At 54.1% G+C, this 22,931-nt stretch carries 24 protein-coding genes; 10 read left to right on the top strand and 14 right to left on the bottom strand.

Annotated features, from left to right (window positions below):
• From CX650_RS15500 to hemC, 5 genes are all read right to left on the bottom strand, one after another.
• On the bottom strand, positions 1–3,063 hold a 3,063-nt coding region (locus CX650_RS15500; protein ID WP_157823048.1), incomplete at its 3' end, for a retention module-containing protein.
• A gap of 277 nt (positions 3,064–3,340) precedes the next feature.
• On the bottom strand, positions 3,341–4,510 hold the full coding sequence (locus CX650_RS15495; RefSeq protein WP_101096343.1) for a heme biosynthesis HemY N-terminal domain-containing protein: 1,170 nt from the start codon (positions 4,508–4,510) through the stop codon (positions 3,341–3,343).
• Positions 4,507–5,616 (bottom strand): uroporphyrinogen-III C-methyltransferase, encoded by a 1,110-nt coding sequence (locus CX650_RS15490; protein WP_052248048.1) that lies wholly within the window; start codon positions 5,614–5,616, stop codon positions 4,507–4,509. Before CX650_RS15490 ends, CX650_RS15495 begins: the two co-directional genes overlap by 4 nt.
• Positions 5,617–5,667: 51 nt before the next feature.
• Positions 5,668–6,396 carry a uroporphyrinogen-III synthase gene (locus CX650_RS15485; protein WP_039034024.1) on the bottom strand — a complete coding sequence of 243 codons (729 nt, stop codon included), beginning with the start codon at positions 6,394–6,396 and terminating at the stop codon, positions 5,668–5,670.
• Positions 6,397–6,408: 12 nt separating this feature from the next.
• Positions 6,409–7,338: a hydroxymethylbilane synthase gene (gene hemC, locus CX650_RS15480; protein ID WP_071475691.1), complete on the bottom strand. Its 930-nt coding sequence runs from the start codon at positions 7,336–7,338 to the stop codon at positions 6,409–6,411.
• A 199-nt stretch (positions 7,339–7,537) separates the two neighbouring features.
• On the opposite strand from hemC, the gene CX650_RS15475 reads away from it, so the two are divergent.
• Positions 7,538–9,964, top strand: a complete 2,427-nt coding sequence (locus tag CX650_RS15475; protein WP_101096342.1) for a class I adenylate cyclase — start codon at positions 7,538–7,540, stop codon at positions 9,962–9,964.
• A 14-nt stretch (positions 9,965–9,978) separates the two neighbouring features.
• On the opposite strand, the gene cyaY is transcribed toward CX650_RS15475, so the two are convergent.
• Entirely contained in the window at positions 9,979–10,308 is a 330-nt protein-coding gene (gene cyaY, locus CX650_RS15470) for an iron donor protein CyaY (protein WP_025011356.1), read from the bottom strand.
• An 80-nt stretch (positions 10,309–10,388) separates the two neighbouring features.
• Between cyaY and lptM the strand changes: the two genes are divergently transcribed.
• The 8 genes from lptM to CX650_RS15435 all read left to right on the top strand — a co-directional run bounded on the left by lptM (position 10,389) and on the right by CX650_RS15435 (position 16,159).
• A complete protein-coding gene (gene lptM, locus CX650_RS20600; protein WP_162206859.1) occupies positions 10,389–10,538 on the top strand; it encodes an LPS translocon maturation chaperone LptM in 150 nt (49 codons plus the stop codon).
• Complete coding sequence (gene lysA, locus CX650_RS15465) at positions 10,539–11,783, top strand: diaminopimelate decarboxylase (protein ID WP_101096341.1); 1,245 nt, start codon at positions 10,539–10,541, stop codon at positions 11,781–11,783.
• A gap of 49 nt (positions 11,784–11,832) precedes the next feature.
• On the top strand, positions 11,833–12,660 hold the full coding sequence (dapF, locus tag CX650_RS15460) for a diaminopimelate epimerase (RefSeq protein ID WP_101096340.1): 828 nt from the start codon (positions 11,833–11,835) through the stop codon (positions 12,658–12,660).
• Positions 12,657–13,292, top strand: a complete 636-nt coding sequence (locus CX650_RS15455; protein WP_025011355.1) for a DUF484 family protein — start codon at positions 12,657–12,659, stop codon at positions 13,290–13,292. Before dapF ends, CX650_RS15455 begins: the two co-directional genes overlap by 4 nt.
• Positions 13,292–14,188 carry a tyrosine recombinase XerC gene (gene xerC, locus CX650_RS15450; RefSeq protein ID WP_101096339.1) on the top strand — a complete coding sequence of 299 codons (897 nt, stop codon included), beginning with the start codon at positions 13,292–13,294 and terminating at the stop codon, positions 14,186–14,188. Before CX650_RS15455 ends, xerC begins: the two co-directional genes overlap by 1 nt.
• Entirely contained in the window at positions 14,188–14,904 is a 717-nt protein-coding gene (locus tag CX650_RS15445) for an HAD-IA family hydrolase (RefSeq protein WP_101096338.1), read from the top strand. Before xerC ends, CX650_RS15445 begins: the two co-directional genes overlap by 1 nt.
• A 79-nt stretch (positions 14,905–14,983) precedes the next feature.
• A complete protein-coding gene (locus CX650_RS15440) occupies positions 14,984–15,454 on the top strand; it encodes an Sbal_3080 family lipoprotein (protein WP_101096336.1) in 471 nt (156 codons plus the stop codon).
• Positions 15,455–15,574: 120 nt separating this feature from the next.
• The gene (locus CX650_RS15435; RefSeq protein WP_028781404.1) at positions 15,575–16,159 is read left to right on the top strand and encodes a HupE/UreJ family protein; all 585 of its coding nucleotides are present in this window, start codon (positions 15,575–15,577) and stop codon (positions 16,157–16,159) included.
• Here CX650_RS15435 and CX650_RS15430 read toward each other — a convergent pair.
• The 8 genes from CX650_RS15430 to CX650_RS15395 form a co-directional block, all read right to left on the bottom strand.
• Positions 16,129–16,644 carry an AlbA family DNA-binding domain-containing protein gene (locus CX650_RS15430; RefSeq protein ID WP_028781403.1) on the bottom strand — a complete coding sequence of 172 codons (516 nt, stop codon included), beginning with the start codon at positions 16,642–16,644 and terminating at the stop codon, positions 16,129–16,131. The two genes, CX650_RS15435 and CX650_RS15430, sit on opposite strands and share 31 nt — an antisense overlap.
• A 64-nt stretch (positions 16,645–16,708) precedes the next feature.
• Positions 16,709–17,410, bottom strand: coding sequence for an iron-sulfur cluster repair di-iron protein (ric, locus tag CX650_RS15425; protein ID WP_101096334.1), 702 nt, complete (start codon positions 17,408–17,410; stop codon positions 16,709–16,711).
• A gap of 127 nt (positions 17,411–17,537) precedes the next feature.
• A complete protein-coding gene (locus CX650_RS15420; protein WP_101096332.1) occupies positions 17,538–18,734 on the bottom strand; it encodes a tetratricopeptide repeat protein in 1,197 nt (398 codons plus the stop codon).
• Positions 18,718–19,377: an energy transducer TonB gene (locus CX650_RS15415; RefSeq protein ID WP_157823044.1), complete on the bottom strand. Its 660-nt coding sequence runs from the start codon at positions 19,375–19,377 to the stop codon at positions 18,718–18,720. Before CX650_RS15415 ends, CX650_RS15420 begins: the two co-directional genes overlap by 17 nt.
• On the bottom strand, positions 19,346–19,753 hold the full coding sequence (locus tag CX650_RS15410; protein ID WP_025011347.1) for an ExbD/TolR family protein: 408 nt from the start codon (positions 19,751–19,753) through the stop codon (positions 19,346–19,348). The genes CX650_RS15415 and CX650_RS15410 overlap by 32 nt, the downstream gene beginning before the upstream one ends.
• A gap of 3 nt (positions 19,754–19,756) precedes the next feature.
• Positions 19,757–20,251 (bottom strand): MotA/TolQ/ExbB proton channel family protein, encoded by a 495-nt coding sequence (locus CX650_RS15405; RefSeq protein ID WP_096141164.1) that lies wholly within the window; start codon positions 20,249–20,251, stop codon positions 19,757–19,759.
• Entirely contained in the window at positions 20,248–21,576 is a 1,329-nt protein-coding gene (locus tag CX650_RS15400; protein WP_101096329.1) for a MotA/TolQ/ExbB proton channel family protein, read from the bottom strand. Before CX650_RS15400 ends, CX650_RS15405 begins: the two co-directional genes overlap by 4 nt.
• Positions 21,573–22,313 carry a DUF3450 domain-containing protein gene (locus CX650_RS15395; protein WP_144438205.1) on the bottom strand — a complete coding sequence of 247 codons (741 nt, stop codon included), beginning with the start codon at positions 22,311–22,313 and terminating at the stop codon, positions 21,573–21,575. Before CX650_RS15395 ends, CX650_RS15400 begins: the two co-directional genes overlap by 4 nt.
• 205 nt (positions 22,314–22,518) lie before the next feature.
• Here CX650_RS15395 and CX650_RS15390 point away from each other — a divergent pair.
• Positions 22,519–22,931, top strand: a 413-nt coding sequence (locus CX650_RS15390; protein ID WP_157823042.1) for a TonB-dependent receptor plug domain-containing protein, incomplete at its 3' end; no start/stop codon positions are given.

Here is a 22,931-nt window from a genome sequence, read left to right as displayed (position 1 = left end):
GATGGTGACAGTGACAGTCTCGGTATCTGTGCCGCCGTTGCCGTCATCGACAGTGACATCAAAGCTTAAGGTGATGGTCTCTCCGACGGCGAGGAACTGTACCAGGCTGTTGGCGATCTCATAGTTCCAGCCGGAGTTGTCGACACTGAAACCGGCGGCCAATGCATCCTGGGTGGCTTGATCCAGTGGGGGATTATTGGTCCATGTTGCGTCATCATTGTAACTGCTGCTGACGCTGTGGCCGTCGTTGATATCGACATCGGTGAAGCTCAAGTCGCCGCTGTCGCTGAGCATGCCATTGATGACATCGATATCCTCGGTGACCGCGCCGCTCATGTCGATGCTCAGCACAGGCGCATCATTGGTGCCGGTGATGGTGACAGTGACAGTCTCGGTATCTGTGCCGCCGTTGCCGTCATCGACAGTGACATCAAAGCTTAAGGTGATGGTCTCACCGACGGCGAGGAACTGCACCAGGCTGTTGGCGATCTCATAGTTCCAGCCGGAGTTGTCGACACTGAAACCAGCTTCCAGCGCGCTAATGAGCGCCGGATCCAGTGGGGGATTATTGGTCCATGTAGCGTCATCATTGTAACTGCTGCTGACACTGTGGCTGTCGTTGATATCGACATCGGTGAAGCTCAAGTCGCCGCTGTCGCTGAGCATGCCATTGATGACATCGACATCCTCGGTGACCGCGCCGCTCATGTCGATGCTCAGCACAGGCGCATCATTGGTGCCGGTGATGGTGACAGTGACAGTCTCGGTATCTGTGCCGCCGTTGCCGTCATCGACAGTGACATCAAAGCTTAAGGTGATGGTCTCACCGACAGCGAGGAACTGCACCAGGCTGTTGGCAATCTCATAGTTCCAACCGGAGTTGTCGACACTGAAACCGGCGGCCAATGCATCCTGGGTGGCTTGATCCAGGTCACCGTCGCTCCAGAGCACATCGTCGTTATAACTGCTGCTGACACTGTGGCTGTCGTTGATATCGATATCGGTGAAGCTCAAGTCGCCGCTGTCGCTGAGCATGCCATTGATGACATCGACATCCTCGGTGACCGCGCCGCTCATGTCGATAGTCAGCACCGGCGCATCATTGGTGCCGGTAATGGTCAGAGTGACTTGTTGTGAATCACTGGCGCCAAAGTCGTCGGTGACCGTCAGCGTGAAGCTTAAGGTGATGGTCTCACCGACGGCGAGGAACTGTACCAGACTGTTGGCGATCTCATAGTTCCAACCGGAATTGTCTGCACTAAAGCCCTGGGCGAGAGCATCCTGGGTGGCTTGAGCCAGAGCGCCGCCACTCCAGCTTGCATCGCCATTGTAGCTACTGCTGACAACATGGCTGTCACCAATATCGACATCGGTGAAGCTCAAGGCACCGTTGTCGCTGAGCATGCTATCAATAACATCCACGTCTTCAATGACGGCACCACTTGTGTCAGCGGTAAGAATGGGGGCGTCATTGGTACCTATGATAGTAATAGTGACCAGTTGTTCGGCGCTGGCGCCAAACTCATCCGTCACAGTAACAGAGAAGGTTTCAGTGCGAATTTCACCTTCCAGCAGCCCATCGGCTGCGGTGTTATCTAGCTGATAATTCCAGGCACCACTGGCGGCATCTATGTTGAAGTTGCCAAAGGGGCTGTCGGCACTGCCGGACCAAACAAGCACGGCACCATTATCCACATCGCTGGCACTGAGCTGACCACTGACGCCTGGGGTTCCGGGGTCTATGCTACCATCATCAAATTGACCGGCTTCTCGCACTGTACCATCGGCTTCACCTGGCTGGGGCGTGCTGATCACAGGTATATCATTGGTACCCGTTATGGTGATCGTTAAGGTTTGGACACTGGTATCGCCATCGGCATCTGTCAACAGATAGGAGAAGACTTCCGTCAGGGATTCTCCCTGAGCGAGCGCCTGAACTGCTTGTGCTGCAGAGTTTATTTGATAGCTGTAACTACCATCGGCATTGAGGGTCAGCAGGCCGTAGTTGCCGGAAACAAGGCCTTGATTGGACACGGTATTATCGAGGTTGCCGCCACTGCCGGCGGCTGTCACCTGTGCGGTATCACCGCCCTGAACATCGTTATCGAGCAGATTGCCACTAATGGCCAGTTGTGAGTCTTCATCTACGCTGTTGATGTCATCCTGGCCACTTGGAGCGTCATCCAGTACCGAGATGGTAAGGGTATTCCCGACACTGCTTCCTTCTAGATCGGTCAATATCAGGTTGAAGGCCTCAGAGAAGTCATCGCTGAGGCTGTGGTCAACTGCAGAATTGAGGGTAAAGCTATAGCTGATATTGCCGTTTATCAGGTCAACGGCATTGATGGTGAGCACGCCATATTCGGTATTGATACTGACAGGGCCGTTAAATACGCCGCCAGAGACAATGGCAATCCCATCCAGGGTCAAGCTGGCTACGCCAGCCGCGGCACTGAAGCTCAAGTTACCGGTTTGGGTCAAGGCCGCGGGTGATGGCGTGGTTCCTGTCGGTAGGTTGGCATCTGAGAGTGTGGCTGCGCTACTGGTGAGTGTAGGGCCAGTCAGGGGAAGATCATCAAGTAATATTTCTTCTTGGGTGGTGATGGTGGTTTGCTCAAAGCCACTGGTATCGTAACCTGCGCTCGCCAATACTTCAGAACCATCCCTGGCTACGGATATATAGTCGAATCCGCCCTGGTTTCCAGCTGTCCCGGCACCGGCAGCTGTAGCGGGCAGGTTAGCGGTAGGGTCATCACCTGCAAGTATCTGTGCCTGTAATGCAGCTATTTCGGCATCGACCCCTTCATTGGCAAATTGGGCGCCATCAACAGCGGCGCTGTCTGACTGAGGTTGAGTGTTGGGCTGGGCATTTTGCTCTGTCAGCTGGGTACCGTCAGCATATTCTATGGTGAAAGTATCATTTGCAGTGAAGATGATCTCTTCACCATTGCGAATGACATCCCCGATACTCAGATCGCGGATATTGCCATTTTCGTCCTTGGCCTTGAGTTGTCCAACCAGATTGGTGACAACCGCGTCTTGCTTACTGATTGCGACGCCCATAACTCATACTCCTTTGCACGCATATACTGACGGCAAGGTCACTTTGTGCCCATGAGCGTCAGTTAAAGGTATTAATTATTAAGTCTGGGGTTGAAACAAAGACTGTCAAATATGTGACGTTAATGGTTGTAAAGTTATATGAGGGTGGGACAAAATGTCCACATCTTAGAATCTGTCTCGCATTCATGCGGTTACAGTATGTGTGCGGATAATCTTGTGATGATTAATAAAAAAGCCACTAAATAAGTGGCTTTTTTATTACGAAAAGATCTATCTATTAGTCGCACTTGGCGGCTTGCTTATAGCTCTTGAAAGCCCCTTGATGATCGGCTAACTGTTCCTGAAGTTTGGCTAAGGCGAGCCAGTACTCTTTGCGGGGCAGTAAATGACACAAGCGTTCCCATGCCGTGCGGGCCAGGCTGAATTCACGGCAGAGCTCATGGATTTGGGCCATACAGTGTTGGTAGTCGGCATGATTTTCGAGCTTGGGCTCCAAATTTTTCAGCAGTTTCAGGGTTTCGTTGTCCTGCGGCTCAAAAATTTTCGGCAACACTCCCAAAACCGCAGCGCAAGGTTCTTTTTTCAGCGCCTTATTCAGCAGTTTTAGGGCTTCGTCACGGCGGTTGAAGCCGGCCAGACCCAAAGCATATTGTGCCATATTGGCTTGTTGGCTGCGTTCCTGACGGCTAAGCCAGTGCCAACATTTTTCCAGTTCCTGTTCGCTGCGAAGGGCTGCCTGGGCCAGCAGAGCATTATTTACTCTTTGGTTCAGGAGGTCATACTCTTTATTATCCAGGAGTTGTTTTTTACGTAACGTCGGCAGTAGTAGTTTTAGGGCCTGCCAGTCTAACTGGCTCTGATAAAGCTCCAAGGCCAGTTGCAGTACCGGCGCTTTACTCTTGCTGCTGGGTTGTAGTTTATCCAGCTGCTCGCGGGCTTTTTCCAGCTCGCCTTGCTGCATGTAGTAGCGCACTCTGGTGGTGGTGACCGCTTGGGTTGCCAGTGGCAATTGGGCCGCCTTATTCAGGTATTCATCCCGCTCTTCATTCTTGAACTGTCGTTGGGCCGCTCTGGCGGCTGCCAGATAATTAAGAGCGGGCAGTTCACCGGCTTCGGCGCCTTTTTGCATCGCCTTTTCGGCCGCAGGCCAATCTTCTTCTGCCAGTGCCAGGGCGCCGGTGAGCGTGTGCTTACGAGCAGCATTGCGGTGCCAGCGCCGCGGCAGGTAGCGACTGCTAAGCACCAGATTCAGCACAGTGACAAGCAGCCATTCCAGTAGCTGCAACAGGGCAAAGAATATGATGAGTGCCATAACGGCAAACAGCAGGTTAGTTTCCAGTTGCCAGTCCAGGAAGGCGATATAAACATAACCCGTCTTACCGGCTAAGAGTGGGCTCAGACAGGCGCCTGCCAGAATAATCACCAGATAGATGAGTACTCTTATCATAGTTCGGCCCCCGGCATGAGTTCGCCATAGGTGACCAACTGCTTGAGCTGGGCGCTGGATTCAAATTTAGTCAGACTGATAGGATCCAGCTGCAGACTGGACAAAGCATTAATTGCAGTCAGCACCTCTTCGGTGCGCGGATCATCAAGGTCGAAATATTGTTGGATCCATTTGCGGGCCATGGCCAACGATTGGCGGTAGTTGAGCTCATCATATTGGTAGAGGGCCAGCTGTGACTGCAGTAGTTTATTGCGGATATTCTCGAGTAGGTACCATTCCTGCTGGGGAGATAGCAGAGGTGTGATATCTGAGCTTATTTTGCGAATAGTGAAGAAGTCTTCCTTCAGCGCGCTCCAGGTCTTGGCCAGGTTGCTCTGCCAGTCACCAATAGAGTCAGACATTTTACTTTCAGTTTCCGGCTCTATTTGTTGACTGCCGACACGGTTAAGCGGCAGCTTGTCCAGCTTGGTGATAATGCCATCCAGGGTGAAAACAGTACCTGCGATGTCGGTATTCTTGATGGCGCTTACCGCCGCCATATCGTTGGCGAGGGCGCGACGCAGCGGCATAAGAGATGGCTCCTGCATGGCAGCAATACGCTCATCGGCGGCCTGTAACAGGCCGGTTGCCGTTTGCGGATCTTTCTCCAGCCACAGTTTACGTCCCGCCATCCGCACCAAGTATTCGGCTTCAGCCGCCATCCAATGGTTGGGACTACGTTGTGCAAGGGTAGCGATACGGGTTTGCATCTGTTGTTGAGCATCGCGCAGTTGTTCTATGGCACCTTGTTGCTGTTGATTTTGTTGCAGGTCGCTTCTCAGTTGCTGCTCCAGTGCCTGCAATCTGGCCTCCGGAGCTTGTTTGACTTGTTCGAGGGTCGTTGCCAGCTGCGCATTGGCGGTTTGCTGTTGCTGCAGTTGCCAAAAGAGATAAGCACCTGTGGCGCAGGCCAGCAGTGCCAGCAACAGGCTCAATAGTAGGGTTAGTTTCAGGAGCAATGAGCTGTGCTTGGCTGTCGCCACAGGGGTATCTTGCTCTGTGAGATCCTGGGGCTGGGTAGGCAGTGCGGGGGTATCGCTCCCGACTTCTGGCTTGCTGTTATCCATTAATGCAGTCCTTTAACGCGACAATAGGGCTGGAAATCGGGAGGGGGGAAACTAAAGCCTCAATGCCTTGAGTACGGCCTTACTATTGGCCGCCGTAGCATCAGTCACCTGAGTTAATCCGGCGACGACGGCCTTATCTACCACCCGAATGCTGGGAACTATAATATGACATGCTTGCAGCCAAGCAAAATACTCTTTTGGCAGCAGCCGGATAAGGTTCGTCAGGCTTTCTGCACTGCTGATCACTATGGTGTCTATCCCGAAGGCTTGCCATTCCTTGACCAGTTGTACTGCATCATAGGAAGGGCAGGTGCGGCGATAGACCTCCCAGAACTTGACTACAGCGCCATATTGCTGAAGTGTTTTTCCCAGTACTTCCCGGCCACCGTTGCCCCGAATTATGACCACTTTCTTGTGTTTTACTACTTCGGGTTGCAGTCCTGGCAGGGTTAACAGGCCTTCGGTCTGTTGATTGTCATCCGGAGCCTTATGCCCCTGAATGCCATAATGTGCAAAGGCCTCAAAAGTGGCTTCGCCGACGGCAAAATATTGAATGTGTGACGGCCATGAGGCATTCAGCGCCTGAGTGCCGAAATGCACCGCATTGGTGCTGACAAATACAATGATGTCGGCATCCTGCACCTCGGTAGGGGAGATACTTTTGTCTTCCATGGCCTCGACTGCCAAGAGAGGGGTCACCATAAAAGGTATGCCCCTTTCTGCCAGCGCCTGTTCCATGGCGTGATTGCGCCCCTCAGGGCGCGTCAACAACACTTTCATAGTGCCGCCTTGTTATTTGCCGTAAACGGCATCCAATATGGTTTTGGCGCCTTTGCTCAGCAGTTCTTCTGCCAGGGCGTTACCCAAGGCTACCGCTTCGTCTTGATGACCACTTACCACTCCTGAAATGACTTCAGAACCGTCAGGATTACCTACCAAACCTCTCAAGGTTAGTTGTTCGCCCTGGATCTCGGCATAGGCACCGATAGGTACCTGGCAACCTCCTTCAAGACGCGTATTCATCGCTCTTTCGGCCAATACCCTGTAGCGGGTTTCTTTATGTTCAAGCGGTGCCAGCAAGGCTTTTACCCGCTCATCATTAGTGCGGCATTCAATGCCGACAGCACCCTGGCCGTTGGCCGGCAGTGATTCTTCGGCGCTGATAAAACTGGCAATACGCTCTGACAGTTTCAAGCGGATAAGCCCGGCGGCAGCCAGAATGATGGCATCATATTCACCGGCATCCAGCTTACCCAGACGGGTTCCCACATTACCGCGCAGATCTTTGATGATAAGGTCCGGGCGACGGGCTCTGAGCTGACATTGACGGCGCAGGCTTGAAGTACCGACAACCGCGCCTTGAGGCAGTTCATCTATACTCTTGTAGCTGTTGGAAACGAAGGCATCACGGGGATCTTCACGTTCGCAGATCACTTCCAGCCCCAGCCCTTCCGGGAATTCAACCGGCACATCTTTCATGGAGTGCACCGCGATATCTGCCTGGTCTTCCAGCATGGCGACTTCCAGCTCTTTAACGAACAATCCCTTGCCGCCTACTTTGGCCAGAGGAGTATCCAGGATGACATCACCCTTGGTGCTCATTGGCAGCAGTTCTACTGTCAGCCCGGGGTGAATGCGTTCCAGCTCGGCTTTGACAAATTCTGCCTGCCACATGGCGAGAGGGCTTTTACGTGTTGCGATGCGAATGCGATTTTCTGACATGCCAATCTTTTCCGTGAGAGTACATTAAATGCGCCAATGCTAACATTGCCCATTGGAGAATGGCACCGAACGCTGCTCAATCTTTGAAGTGGGCACGTTAAATTTTTGCCAAATAGTGTGATCTTGATCTCATTACTTGCCTGCTACCGCAAAAGTGTTAGCATGATCATCCAACTGGTTCAGGGATAGTGAAATTTGGATGACCGAGCGTCAGCGACAATACGCCGAATACGCCGAGCGCCTCAATCGAGTGCGTTTGGCTCGTGCTCAGGCGCTGTTTTCCCCATTGCAAAGGCATCTGTTTAACCTGATCCCCCTGTTGCTGCATCAGCACCACAGCCGCCTGCCCGGATATAACAGTCCTTTGACGCCATGCGGAGTCAAGGGGTTCCAACTCTCAGTTGAGCTCAAAGAATCGCTCGTTACCCTCACGTTACCCCAGCTCGAGGATACCCTGCATGCCAGTCCTGTGCTGGAAGGGGTTTACGTGATGGGTAGCACCGCCAGTTTTGGCCAGAATCCCAAGAGTGATGTGGATGTTTGGTTGGTCTATGACGCCGGGCTGACCCTGGAAGAAGTAGAGTTACTGCGGGACAAGAGCCTAAAACTTACCCAGTGGTTTGCCGGTTTTCAATTCGAGGTGAACTTTTATCTGGTACACCCGCGGCAGTTTTGCCGTGATGACACTTGCTATCAGGATGCCGAGTGGGAGCTGCTGGGGCATGAACACAGCGGCAGCGCCCAACATTGGTTGCTGCTGGAAGAGTTCTACCGCAGCCATATCCGCCTGGCTGGCAAGACGGTCGCCTGGTGGCCCAATGCTGAGCCTTGCAGCGATTTTCTGTTTCTTGGTGATGTGCATCAACTACCCGCCAATGAGTATTTTGGTGCCTCTTTATGGCAGCTCTACAAAGGCTTGGACAAGCCGCACAAGGCCTTGCTCAAGGTACTGCTGTTGGAAGCTTATGCCAGTAATTATCCACAAACCAACCTGGTCAGTGAATGGGTGTGGTTGAGAACTCTGGCCGGTGACTTTTCCAACGCCAACGACGCCTATCTGCTCCTGTATCAATATATAGAGTCTTATCTGCTTAAAGTGGGAGACGAGCGTCGGCTGGAGATAGTGCGCCGCTGTTTTTACCTCAAATGTGGTATCAGGCTCAGTGATGTCGAGCAGTGTCACGATTGGCGCTACCACAAATTCAAGCAATTGGTGGAGCAGTGGGAATGGCCCCAGAGTCTGCTGATTACTCTGGATGATTGCGAACATTGGCACAGTGGTCAGTTGCAGTGGTTCAACGCTCAACTTAACGAGTTGATGCTGGCCAGCTACCAAACTCTTTTGCATTTCGCTTCGACTCACAGGCTGAGCGAGTACTTTAAAGTAGAAGACTTGGGGCTGTTGACCCGTAAGCTGCACACCTATTTCAGCGAGGACAAGCAGCAGATCCTGCGGCTCAACCGGCTTTGGAGTCAGTCGCTGGCTGAGCCGAATCTGACCATAGTTCGCAGCGAGCAGGATGGCCGCTGTCATCTCTATCGTCTATCGCCGGAGCCGCGACAGTTTATGGGCGAGGTGGCCATCTATCAGGCCGATGATGCCGCCTCTTTGATGATTTGGGCTTGCCTCAACGGGGTGGCTACCGCCAACAGCCGCTGGTTTGAGTATCGCGCGGGTCGTCTACGGTGTCGGCGTCTTAACCAGGTGGCCGAACGGCTATTGCCTTATACCGAAGACAAGCAATGGCGGGTGTCGAAACTGGATCTGTGTCAGCCTTGGCACTATCGCAAATTAGTGTGGATCCTTAATCTGGAGCAGGACCCCAGCGAACATTGGCAGGGCCAAAGCTTGATGCTGGAACTCATGGGCAGCAACCTGCTGGCGACAGGAAAACCGGCCGCCAGTTTGTTGGGTTCGGTGCAGCTGATGAGCCTTAATTCCTGGGGGGAATGGCATTGTCATAGCTTTAGCGGTGAGCAGGCGCTACTGGAAGCCATTGCCTTTGCCACTCCAGGCATGAGAAGGGCACCACAACAGGTGGCCTTCGATGTCGTCAGCGCCTCGAAAAAGCTGCAGTCCCAGCTGGAACAAACTGTAGTGGATATTCTCAAGCAGGTGCACCGACTGATAAAAGACGCCTGTCCGTCCAAGACTTTAGTGCAGCCACTGCAACTGGGTGAAAAGAAATATGGCCTGTTTTTCGATGCCAAGGGCATGAGTTACCGGGATCTCAGCGATGTGAAGTCCCTCTATCGTCAGTTGGCCAGGGGCGAGCTACAGAGTCTGCCAAGGCCCGAGCTTGCCAACGATCCTTGGGTCAAGGTGCCTGAGGTTATCCAGAACTATGCGGTGAAAGGAGTGATCCAGTATTTCCTGCGCAGCCGGGAAGATGAGTTGGATGTGTTTGTACTGGATGAAGGAAATGGCTTGAGCCACTATGTGCACAGCAATCCGGATGTCAGTGAATTGGTTAATACTGTCACCCAGCATTACGCCTTCGGTGAAGTACTGAACCTTAAAAATCAGTTCAACTTTCCGCAGTTTTTCCGCCTGGTGCGCCAGAGCGGTAATCTGGATGTGGTGCCTTTCGGGGTCACGGCAAGGGCGGCGCAGACAGAGTTCTGACCGCCCCTAAATCATCAGAACGACAGTTCTATACCACCCTGGCGGCTGATGGACTCTCTGACGAAGGGCATAAACTCGCCGCCGTTGCGCTCATCTATCCATTTACCGTCGACATAGCCAAAGTGATAACCACCGAAACGGGTTGCTACCCAGATCTGGTGCAGCGGCTCCTGTTTGTTAATCACGATTTTGGAGCTGTCGGCGAACTCGAGCTGCAGTACATTGCCTGAAGCGTCGATATCAACATCGGCATCCTGCTCATCGATTGCATTTTCAATTGCGGTTTCTATCCGGTCGAACATTTCATCGGCGAGCTGATGATATTCGGTATCTGTCATGGCCATGGAATATCTGTCCTTTGCTTTCATCAAGATGAATGCGATTATAAGGCTAATGTAATCCTGCTGCCCAGATGTTGAGTAAAATGAGACTGTTTTTATCCCTGATGCTTGCTAGCCTGTTGCTGCTTGGTTGTGGTCAAAAAGGCGTGCTTTACAAGAGCCCGGATCTGCCGGACAACCAATCCCAGACGGAACAAACCGAGCAACCCCAGCAATCGACAGAGGAAAACTAATTGGATCATTTTCAATATCAAGCTCAGGCTCTGTATGCCGAAAACTGCGCCGTAGCCGATTTGGCGGCTCAATATGGTACGCCTTTGTATGTCTATTCGCGGGCAACATTGGAGCGCCATTGGCATGCCTTTGACAGAGCCGTGGCCACTCATCCGCACCTTATCTGCTATGCGGTCAAGGCCAACTCCAATCTGGCGGTGCTCAATGTGTTGGCGCGTCTTGGCAGTGGCTTTGATATTGTCTCAGGCGGAGAACTGACCCGGGTAATCACCGCAGGTGGCGATCCGGCCAAGGTGGTGTTTTCCGGTGTTGGCAAGACAGCGGCAGAAATGAAACTGGCACTGGAGCTGGGCATATATTGCTTCAACGTCGAGTCCCGCGCCGAGCTTGAACTGCTCAACGAAGTGGCAGGCTCTTTGGGTAAACAGGCGCCGGTTTCGTTGCGGATCAACCCAGATGTGGATGCCGGTACTCACCCCTATATCTCCACCGGCCTGAAAGAAAACAAGTTCGGCATCGCCATGGATGAAGCCGAGGAAGCCTTCCTGCAGGTGCAATCCTTGCCGCACCTGGCCATCAAGGGCGCCGACTGCCATATCGGCTCACAGCTCACTGAACTCAGGCCGTTTCTCGATGCTATGGATAGAATGCTGGCATTGATCGATAGGCTGGCAGAAAAAGGCATAGTGATTGAGCATCTGGACGTGGGCGGTGGCCTGGGGGTCACCTATGATGAAGAAACCCCGCCACAACCGGACAAGTATGCCGCCGCATTGCTCGAGCGTCTGGGTGAACGACCACTGAAGCTAATTTTCGAACCGGGCAGGGCGATTGCCGCCAATGCCGGGATCTTTGTCACCCAGGTATTGTTCCAGAAAGAGAATGCCGGCAAGCATTTTGCGATAGTGGACGGTGCCATGAATGACCTTATCCGGCCGTCACTCTACAGCGCCTGGCAGCAGATTATCCCGGTACAGCCAAGAGAGGGCGAAAGCCGGGAATACGACATAGTCGGCCCAGTGTGTGAAACCGGGGATTTTCTGGGTAAATCACGCGCCTTGGTGCTGCAAGCTAAAGACCTGCTGGCGGTGCGTTCCAGCGGCGCTTATGGCTTTGTGATGTCCTCCAACTACAACACCCGTCCGCGAGCGGCCGAAGTCATGGTCGATGGCAGTGAACATTATTTGGTGCGTGAACGGGAAAAGCTGGAACAACTGTGGCAAGGTGAGCACTTGCTGCCGTAAACTAGTGTGAGTACTTTCCCGCTGTAGGCGTTGGAACCTAGGAGTAATCTTGATCCACTTCACTAAGATGCATGGTCTGGGCAACGACTTTATGGTCGTCGATGGCGTGACCCAGAATGTGTACTTTTCGCCGGAGCAGATCCGGCGCCTGGCCGACCGCAACTTCGGTATCGGTTTCGATCAACTGCTGCTGGTCGAGCCGCCCTATGATCCGGATCTGGACTTTCATTATCGTATCTTCAATGCCGATGGCAGCGAGGTCGAACAGTGCGGCAACGGCGCCCGCTGCTTCGCCCGCTTTGTTCGCAACAAGGGCCTGACCCAGAAATACAAAATCAAGGTCAGCACTTCATCCGGCAAGATGACCCTGCGCCTGGAGCGCGATGGCAATGTCACCGTCAATATGGGCGTACCTATCTTGGACCCGGCGCGGATCCCCTTCAAGGCCAAAAAGGCCGAAAAGACCTACCTGTTGCCTACCGAAGGGCAAACCTTCCTCTGCGGTGCAGTCTCCATGGGTAACCCCCACTGCGTGCTGGAAGTCGAGGATGTGGTTGCCACGGATGTCGATGTTATCGGCGCGCAGCTGACCAATCACGAACGTTTCCCCAAAGGGGTCAATGTCGGCTTTATGCAGGTGCTCAACAAGGGTCATATCAAGCTCAGGGTTTATGAGCGCGGCGCCGCTGAAACCCTGGCCTGTGGCAGCGGTGCCTGCGCGGCTGCAGTGGTGGGCCAATTGCAGGGCAAGCTGGGCAACACTGTGCGGGTCGACCTGCCCGGCGGCACACTGACAATCAAATGGGAAGGTGAGGGCAAGCCGCTGTGGATGACGGGCCCGGCCGAACAGGTATACGACGGACAGATACAGATATGACAGACGCCAAAGCTAAGCTCAATCCACCTTTTGATGAGCAGATCATCCGTGAATATCTGTTGGATAATCCGGAGTTTTTCTGCCGTCACCCCGAGCTGCTGTTGGCTATGCGTCTGCCCCACGGCGAGCGTGGCACAGTTTCTCTGGTAGAGCGGCGGCAGGAACTGCTGCGCAGCCGGGTACAACAGCTGGAAGAGGAGATCACCGCGCTGCTTGGCATGGCCAGCCGCAATGAGAAAATCTTCCGCTTCAATACCCAGCTTTCATTGAAGTTACTCGATTGCGAAGATATGGGCGAGCTTAGGCAGGTGCTGTGCGCCGAGCTTAAAGAAGCCTTTAACTTCAGCCATGTCCGCCTGATTACCGTGCATGATATCGACTCAGAACTCTCGGCCATCTGGCGTAAGCGCCTGCAGCACGGCTATTACTTTGGTCGCCTGACCAAGGAGGAGTCCAAGCGTTTGTTCGGCTCCGAAGTCGGCTCAGTGTCACTCGCACGGCTGTCGGAACAAAATGGCCAGGTGATCTTTGCTATCGCCAGTGCCGATGTGACTCACTTCCATCCGGAGATGGACAATATGCTGCTGGATCAGTTGCGGCAGCTGTTGGACCATCTGCTGCCCAAGCTCTGATGGCCGTTAAACAGGATTCTCCCTGGCTTAGCCGCTTCGAGCGCCATCTCAGTGCCGAGCGTCAGCTGTCTCCTTACACAGCCCGCAACTATCTGCGCGAACTGCAACGGGTTGCCGGGCTGTTGCCGCAGGATATTGATTGGGACCAGGTAACCGATCCCCAGTTGAGTGCTGTGTTGGCCAAGTTACATCGCCAGGGGCTTAGCCCCCGCTCTTTGTCTCTGTGCCTGTCGGCGGTCAAGCAGTTCTACGAATTTCTGCTGCTCGAAGAGCTGGTCAAGAGTAATCCCGCCCGGCAACTGAGCGCCCCAAAACAGAATAAGCCGCTGCCCAAAAATCTCGACGCCGATAGCATCAGCCATCTGCTGGATATTGAGGTGACAGATCCCCTCAGCGCCCGTGACAAGGCGATGATGGAGCTGTGTTACTCCTCAGGGCTGCGTTTGGCTGAGTTGGCCTCGCTGGATGTGCCGCAACTGGATTTCGCCCAGCAGCAAATCAAGGTGATGGGAAAAGGTGGCAAGGAACGGCTGCTGCCGGTGGGCTCGGTCGCCATTGCCGCATTGCAACAATGGCTGGATTACCGCCGGGATATTCCCTGTGAAGATCAGGCGCTGTTCGTGACCGCCAAGGGCAAGCGCTTGGCGCATCGCAGTATTCAGGCGCGCATGGCGCGCTGGGGGCGGGAGCAGGTATTATCCGCCAGGGTGCATCCCCACAAGCTCAGGCATTCCTTCGCGACCCATATGCTTGAGTCCAGCGGCGACTTGCGGGCGGTACAGGAGCTGCTGGGACACGCCAATCTGGCGACCACCCAAATATATACCAGTCTGGACTTTCAACATCTGGCCAAGGTGTATGACGGCGCTCACCCCAGAGCTAAAAAGGACAAGTGATGCAGGTGTTTCTTCGCCCCGGCGCTATTAAAGCCATCAGTTTTGATCTCGACGATACCCTCTATGATAACCGGCCAATTATCGCCGCTGCCGAAGGCGCATTGCTCGAGTGGCTGGCCAAAGAATACCCACTGAGCGGCAACTGGCAGGCCGCAGACTGGCGGGCGTTGAAGCGCCAGCTGTTGCTGCAGCAAGCCGAGCTGACCCATGACACCAGTGCCGCGCGATTGGCGCTATTGCAAACTGGGCTGGAGATGCTGGGATATGATAAGCACAAGGCAAAGCTGGGCGCGAAAGCGGGTCTGGCCTTGTTCCTTGAGCGGCGCAGTGACTTTAAGGTGTCAAAGGAAGTGCTCGCCTTACTTTCGCAATTGGCTGAGCGTTTTCGCCTGGTCGGGATCACCAATGGCAATGTGGATGCCGGCAGAATTGGTCTGGGAGAGATGTTTGAGTTTGTGCTGCATCCGGGCAATGGTATCAGACGTAAACCCTGGGGGGATATGTTCCAGTTGGCCGCCGAGCGCCTGGCCTTACCCTCTGAGGCGCTGCTGCATGTCGGCGACCACCCGCTGACAGATGTCGAAGGTGCCCGTAAGGCCGGCTGTCAGGCTGCCTGGCTCAATCCGGCGTTTGCCGGTGATGACTGCAGAGCAGCCAACACCCTGCTGCCTCACATTCGGCTCCATTCTCTGAGTGAATTGGCACTTCTATTGTGATTTTGTTGCGTTTTTGTGTTTTCTGAGTAGATTGGCTGCGCCCGGCCGGGCTGTAACCATCTCTATGGATAAGAAGAAAATGACAAAACGACTCGCCATACTACTGCTTACATCTTTTTTGGGGCTCAGTGCTTGCTCCATCAAACAACAGGTCGATCCTGTGGCACTGCATCAAGATGCAGGCCTCTGTATTCTGGAAAACCCAAAGGTCAGGGAAGGTTTCTTGCAGGAAGTGGAGAAGGTGCTGCGTGAAAAACAGATACGCTATCAACTGGTTCAAGAGTTAAACGCCGCCGATCAATGTGATTGGACTGCAACCTACAGTGCGAATTGGGCATGGGACTTGGCGCTTTATATGGTATACGCCGAGATTAAGGTGTATCACCAGGGTAGACTCGATGGTCAGGCTATCTATGATGCTCGGATGGGTGGAGCCAATATGAACAAGTTCATTGATGCCGAACCTAAGATCCGTGAACTGATCAATCAATTGATCCAACAGAAACAGGCGCGTGTTTCCTGGGCACAGCCACTGACTCTGGCTCCCTGAAACAATTTCTCACCATTAAAGCGTGCATCAAAGCGCGCTTTTTTAGTTTCTTATCATTTTTTTAACATCGACTTGGTGCTAGTGTATAGCTCCTTGCCGTTGTGCTCTGAGGTTTAACCTATGCCATCCCGAATAATCATGCTGTTGTTGTTGCTGTTGAGCCTGCCGGTCTCAGCACACGAGCTGCATGCGGATGGTGGTTTCTGGGATGGTTTCAATCACCCTGTATTGGGGTTCGATCATCTATTGGCCATGCTCAGTGTCGGTATTCTCAGTACCCAGTTGGGGCGCAGTGCCATCTGGTCTGTACCTTTGGCATTTCTGTTTTTCATGACCCTGGGCGCGGTTGCCGGTATGTCACTCATGCCGATCCCTTTTGTTGAATCGGGTATTGCCCTGTCGGTATTGCTGCTGGGGCTTGCCATTGCTCTCAACCGTGAGATGCCCATCTCTTTTGCCATGGCCTTTGTCGGCGTCTTTGCCTTGTTTCACGGTCATGCTCACGGCGTTGAAATGCCTGAGTTGGCTAGGCCAAGCATTTATGCCATGGGCTTTTTGTTGGGAACGGCGGCCATTCATGTTGCCGGGGTGATCATCGGCAGTTTGATAAACCCGGATGGCAAGCGCAAACGTGTGGTGCAACTCATGGGCTCGGCTATCGCCCTGGTGGGAAGCTATTTGACTCTGGAACTCTGGCTGGCTTGAACACTGTGTCTCTGTTTGCGTCTTAGCATGCGTTTCACCTGCGCCGGACTGGCGCGCATATCGGCATCTCCGACCCTGATATAGGTGCCGCCAATTGCTTCAGTCCCCAGATAGACTGGCTGCTGACTGTAGTCGGCCTGGGGAACCCGAAAGCGGATCAACTGCTTACCGGCCAGTTCTATCAGCTGAATGTCGGCCGGGCCAAGAATATTGGCGCTGATCTTTTGTGAATTGTTGAGTATCTTCCAGGCTTCATCGATAAGGGGCCTGGGTTCGGCTATTCCTTCGATAAAAAACTCGCCCTTTTCCTCCCTGACACCAAGAATGATCTCGCCGCCATTGGTATTGGCAAAGGCGCTATAGCTTTCCCACAGCGCCAGCGGTAGCGCACCCTTGCCATGGCGTCCGGCGGCGAGCTTGAACTCCACCGCGGCGGACTCACGCAGATTTTCAATATCGTCCAGAATGAAACCTGTAGCCGGCATGGCTGACTCCTTGTTTACTGCTGTTACTGCAGTTGTAGCAAGTCAGCCGGGATTTGAACAGCCCTCAGTTCACCAGTGCCAGGGCCTTGGGAAACAAGAGGTTATTTTCCAGGTGGATGTGGCGGTGCAGATCGGCTTCAAACTCGGCCAGGGTGGCATAACATACCCGCCAGGTAGTGCAGGCATGCTCAGGGGCCTGGTAGTGATTGGTCAACTGCTGCAGCTTGGCCAGAATTTGCCCTGCCTCATCATGTTCATATTCCATTGCCCGGATAGGATTGCCTATATGGCCGAAACAGGCGTTGAATTCTTGCCCCTGACTCAGGGCGCGAATGGCCGGAAACAGTATCTGTTCCTCTTTTTGCAGGTGGGGCAAGAGGTCATCCATCAGGGCGCGGATCCAACCGGCCAAGGGTTTGATCTCTTCATAATGCTCACCATGGGCCCGCACCATCTTCTGGGCATATTCCAGCAGCAGCGGTGCGGTATCGCGTATGTACTTGTGGTGGGTCGCTTCGATATGCTCGATAAGCTCACCCAGTGGCAATTTGGCCAAGGCATCGTCCGGCTTGCCCTCTGCGGCCAGTTGGCTCAGGGTGTGCAGTACCTCGGTGGGCTCGGCGCCGGCTCGCTCGCAGGCCGATGCCAGTGAACGGCCACCGCCACAGCAAAAGTCGATACCAAAACGGCTGAAAACATGGGCGTTACGGAAGTCTTCGGCGACCAGTTCGCCGACTCTGCGTTCGAGGGAGATTTGCGCTGACATAGGATGCTCTCTGTATTATCAATTTACATGCATAATAAAAGCATCTTTAATTTTAGCCAAGCTTAGGCCAATAAAACTTGACTGTTTTGCTTGGTTAATCACATTTTGCAGCAAACCTGATAGAGCCTCAGGGGTCGTCCGTGAGGTAGTTTATCTGATTCAGCCACTGAGCCGCCGTCGTCTGGTACTCTCCCTGGTTGATCGCTTTAAGTAAGGTTTTGGCTTGTTGTAACTGCCCGGCTTCGTAGTGGCTCAGGGCCAGCAACAGCTGCCAGTAGCGGTTATCTGCATCTTGCTGCCGTAGCTGTGACAACAGTTGTTGTGCCAGTGGCCATTGCCCCAGGCTGTAAGCCAATTGTGCCCGCAGCGGCAGGGATTTTTGTCCTTGGGTTTGGCTTGATTTCTGCAGCAGGCTCAGCGCCTTGTTTCTTTGACGCGACAACAAATAGGCCTGAGATAACAGCGGCTTATAGCTGGAGTGTTGTGCCAGTGCCTCGCTGTGTTGCTCCAGCAGATCTGCCGCTCGGCCGGGGGCCTGATGCAGCATCAATAACTGTGCCAGCAGTGGAATACTGCGAGTGGGCAACTGCCCGGCCTTATAGGCCGAGCTGAGGACATTGAATGATTCCTGCTCTTGCCCCTGTTGCTGCAGGTTATGGCCCAGGCGTTCCCAATATAGGGGGCGATCCGGATAGGCGGCGATCATCTGTCTCAACAGTTGCTCTTCTTCCGGCAAACGCTGCTGCCTTTGATACAGGGACTGCAGAAAGTGTTGCCGGGTTTCGGTGACTTCCCAATCCAGTGCCAGACGCATCTGCTCAGTGGCCTTTGGCAGGTGCTGCAACTGAAATTCGGCGTAGGAGGCCAGCGAGTGCATGGTGGCAAATTCAGTGGCGCCGGGTTTAAGTTCTTGTTCCTGTTGTTGCTCTTGGAGATTGGCCGCCAGTTGTAGCCACTGCTTACTGTATTCGAGGCTTTGGCGGTATTCGCTTTGCTGATAGTTCAACTGGGCACCCAGCTTATAGAGATCCCGTTGCTGCAATGCCGTGACGGGTAAAGCCAGCAACAGCCGGGTTTGCTGCGCGGCGCACTGATAGTCCTTGAGACTGATGCAGGCCTGCAGATGCAGGTAGGCCGCCATCTGCTGCTCACTGTCGCTGCCTTCGGCATACTGACGCTGAAAGCTTTCAATCGCCTTGAGCGCCGCAGCAGGATCCCGCTGCAATTGAAACTGCAGTTGCTGATAACGTTGTAGTGCATTGCTCGCCAGCAGCGGCGCGCTGAACAGAATGCAGCAAAACAACAGGCTATTTTTCAAGTTCATATCTGATCACTATCCGTTGCCATTGGGTCTGCTTGGGCGCCGCGAAGCGCCACCTGAGCACGGCTCTGGAAGCCGAGCGGTAAAACACGCCGCTGGGGGTTTCATCCACCAACTTGATATCTTCCACCCGACCGTCCGGGTTGATCGCCAAATCCAGGGTCACCTGTCCTTCAATGCCCCGCTGTTTGGCCTGCAGCGGGTATTCGGGCGGCATTTGAAACACCACCTGCGCCATGGCGATACTGGCCTGCATGGTACTGCCGGGAGCGCTGCCGCTTTGACTGAAATTCAGCGTAGGTGGCTGGATTTGCTGAATATCATCCGGCGTCGGCCACAGGGGATCCGGTACAGGAATACCTGTGTTGGCATCCAGCGCGCTGAGATCCAGTGTCATGGGCGGAGGTGGTGGCGAGGATGTCAGCGGCGCCGAGCTGAGGCGCACCTCAGGCAAGGGCTCTTGCGGTTTGCTATCTTGCCGCTCGGGAAAGTAGACTCCGCCCAATGTGACCCGTTTAACTGGTGCTGTGTTTTGGCTCAGAGTCAGGGCATAGATCAGGCTGGCCAACGCCAAATTGATCAGTATGGCACTGGTGAAAATCAGTCCTGTTTGGCTAGCTGGGGTCTTGGGTTGCGACGGCCACATTATTGACTCCTGCGATGCGTACTTTGTCGACCACTTCGATGAGCTTGCCGCTGGTGACATGCTTATCCACTTCGATAATGGCCGAACTCTGTTCTGAACTTGCCAGCGTGTGTTTCAGCCTGGCGGGCAGTTCAACCGCCTTGACGGCTTGCTGCTCCAGCCAGATCACATTGTGTTTGTCTATGCTAATTAAGATGGCGCGCTTATCCTGATTGTCTTGCACCTGAGCTGTGGGGCGTTCCAGCTCCAGCGACTGGGTCTTCTGAAATGACGCCGATAAAATAAAGAAGATCAATAGAATAAATACCACGTCAATCAAGGGAGTGAGATCGACATTGGCTTCTGTACCCTGATCATCTGTGTGTTTGAATTGCATCTTTTACTCCGAAAATGTCCGGCGCAGCTCCGCCAGCAACCGCTGATTGCTCTGCTTGAGCTGGTAGGCCAGATAGAGCCCGGACAGAGAGGTCACCAAACCGGCCAATGTGGTCAGCAGTGCCGAGCTGATCCCGGATGACAGCTGTTTTTGGACATCGAGTTGCCCAAGCTCGGCAAAACTGCTGATCATCCCATCGACAGTGCCCAAGAGCCCCAGCAGCGGCAGTATCTTTATCAGTGAATCTATCCAGTCGAGTCCGCCGCTTAAATTCAGGGCGGCGCGGCTGATAAAGGCCTGTTGCAGCTGCGCCTTTTGCCAGAGGTCATAGCGCGCTAGCTTGGGGTTCAAGTGGCGGGCATCATCCAGCCAGCAGGGGCTCAGTCGGCGAATACGGCTAAAGCCCTTAAGCAGCAGATACCACATCAGGCAAGAGAGCAGCAGTATCAGCCAAACAATGACGCCGGCCTGCAGCACAAAGTCATAGAAAGTGCTCATTGCCCGGGGTTACCTGTGTCACCAAAGCGCTGCAATACCACCAGGGCGGCCGCTTCCTGCTCAAGCATCTGGGTCAGTTGCCGACTCTGGCTCTTGACTGCGCAGTGCAGCAACAGCAGCGGAATGGCTGTCATCAGTCCCAGTTGGGTGGTCAGCAGTGCCTCGGCAATGCCACCCGAGAGCAGCTCTGTGTTGTTGCTGCCGAAACGGGTGATCACATCGAAAGTTTCAATCATGCCGCCAACCGTGCCCAGAAGCCCCAGCAGCGGCGGGATCCCCGCCAATACCGCCAGGGTGCCAGTACCACGGGTCAGGCGGGGGACTTCGCTGAGTACGGCGGCGTTGAGCCGCGCTTCGAGTTGCTCCTCGGGGCAGTTGGTTGCCGCCAACATCACCCGGCCGAGGGCATTGTTACTCTGCACTTGCTGACTGGCCTGCTGTTGGGTCAGCCGCCGTTTTTCGTGGCGCAGTATCCACAGGCGGTTCAGGGCTATGCCTGAGGCTATCATGGCTATCAGGCCGATAAAGACGCCGACTATTCCTGCCGGTTTGAGCTTGTCGAACCAGCCGTTACCGTTTGCCGCCTGTTGCAGCAACTTGCCAAACGAGGGGTCGAGCCAGACACTCCCCTGGGTGGGCGATAGCTTTGGTTGCTCAGCCAGCAGTTGCCAGCTTTGCTGCGCCGGCAGGTAGCGTACCCAGCCTTTGTCGCTGAGGGCATTGAAAGGCCCATATTCGGTGACATTCAATAGCACTGGGGTGCCATCGGCATTGAGGCCTTCGCTGCTTTGCACTATGGGTTTGGCAGCCAATACGCTTTGTTCTGTCAATGCGGTCCAAAGCGCCTGCAGTCGCTGCAGGCCAAGTTGGTCAGTGGCTATCTCGGCAAGGCCGCTGCTGTCGTGGCGCCATAGGCTGTGGGGTGCCACTGTGGTGAGCAGCAACTGCTCATGTTCCTGGATGGCGCGAAACACCCCGTCAAGACTGGCTTTCTCGGCGTTGAGCTGGGCCTGTTTGTCCTTGAGGCTTTGCTGCAGTGCCAGCAGTTGGTCTTCAAGTTCCAGGTTATTTGCCTGAGTACGGGTGAGTTGCTGCTGCAGTTTCTTATGGTTGCTGCGCACCTGCTCCAGGCTCTGACGACTCAGGTTCTCTTGCCGCTCGGCGGCCGCTTGTTCCTGGCGACTGCCACTGCGAACCTGTTCCAACACCTGTTGCAGACTCTCGGCCTGGCAGGGGAGGGATAATGAGAGCGACAACATCGATAGCGACCACAGTAATGCGGGACGCATCATGCTCTGGCGAGTGAGGGAAGACAAAAAGCTCATGATGCCTCCGCTATCAGAGGCAGTTGCAGCAGTGCAGGTATGCTTTCTCCGGAGGCGACTCGGATGGCAGCGGCGACATTGCCAAGCTGCTCAGGCGCCAGCGCCTGCCAATTATCTCTCTGCCAGCGGCCACCGGCCTTGCCATCCAGGGTGAGGAAAAAGTACCCCAGGCGTCCGGCGCGCAGAAAATTCACCAGCCGACCGTCGCCGAGTTTGCCCTGCCAGCTCTCTACACTGTAGCCATAGCTGAGCTCCACCTGATAGGCGTCCAACAGCCGGGTCAGTTTCTCGCCCTGGTTCAGCTCGGCGCTTTGCAGCAGGAGCTGCAAGTTATCGAGACGCTGCTGCCTTTCCTGTTGCTGAAATGGCAGATCGGCCCGCACCAGTTGCGTGAGCGACAGCAGCATTTCGTCCATCATCGGGGCCAGCTGCATCCGGGTCTGGCGCAGTTGCCGGCGCTGCTCGCCCAGCTCCTCCAGAGCAGATTGCAGCTGCCCTATCTGCTGTTGCAACTGCTTTTGGTAATGGCTGGCCAGTTGGATTTCATGCTTGAGTTGGCGGCTTTCCTGGATCAGGGATTGCTGCTCATCATCGAGTTTTTCTATGGCTTGCTGGGCTTGTTGGCTGGCCTTTAATCCCTGACGGTCGGCCCTGTGGATCTCGTTGAGGTCACTCGGCGTGGCCGCCACCTGTAATACCCAGGCAGCCAAGACAGATACTGCTGTTTTAGTAAACATCTGAATGAAAATATTTTTTGTCTGGAATGCTGTGGTTTTGCGCACATGATCACCAGAATGTTGAAATGATTTGAGACATTATCAGCAAATAGTAATGATAACAATTGTCATTTGCATTTGATCAAGTTATTTTGGCCAACCTCACACTTTAGTGGTGCGGGTTCAACTCCTGCATCGCTGTTTTTTAACAATAAAGGGATTGAGGATGAAGAAACACGCGGCTGTAGTCTGTGGTCTGGCATTGATGCCGGTAGCTCAGGCGCAACAGGTTGATGTGGCTGATCAACAGGAGATAATCGTCAGAGAGCAGGCCGACAATGGCCTGACCCAACATGAAACCCTGACCCGGGAAGATATCAAAAAACGCCCAACCGGTGACGGTAACCTGACCGACTTGCTCAGGTCCAATCCGGCGGTGCAGTTTTCCAACAGCGCCAACAGCAGTCTGAATCAGGGGGAGATCAAACCCGCCGACATTTCCATTCACGGCAGTAATGCCTATCAAAATGCCTTCCTGCTCGATGGCATGAGCATTAAGGAAGCTGCGATTAAGTGGTCCGCAGCTCCCGATATGACGCCCCAAACCGTCCTTTATCGACGTCCTGTGGCTCAATTTTC

The organism is Shewanella indica, from assembly GCF_002836975.1.
In the GTDB taxonomy this organism is placed as follows: Bacteria; Pseudomonadota; Gammaproteobacteria; order Enterobacterales; family Shewanellaceae; genus Shewanella; species Shewanella indica.
The sequence above is the reverse complement of the archived record's forward strand: the minus strand, read 5'-3'. Positions and strand labels throughout refer to the sequence as shown.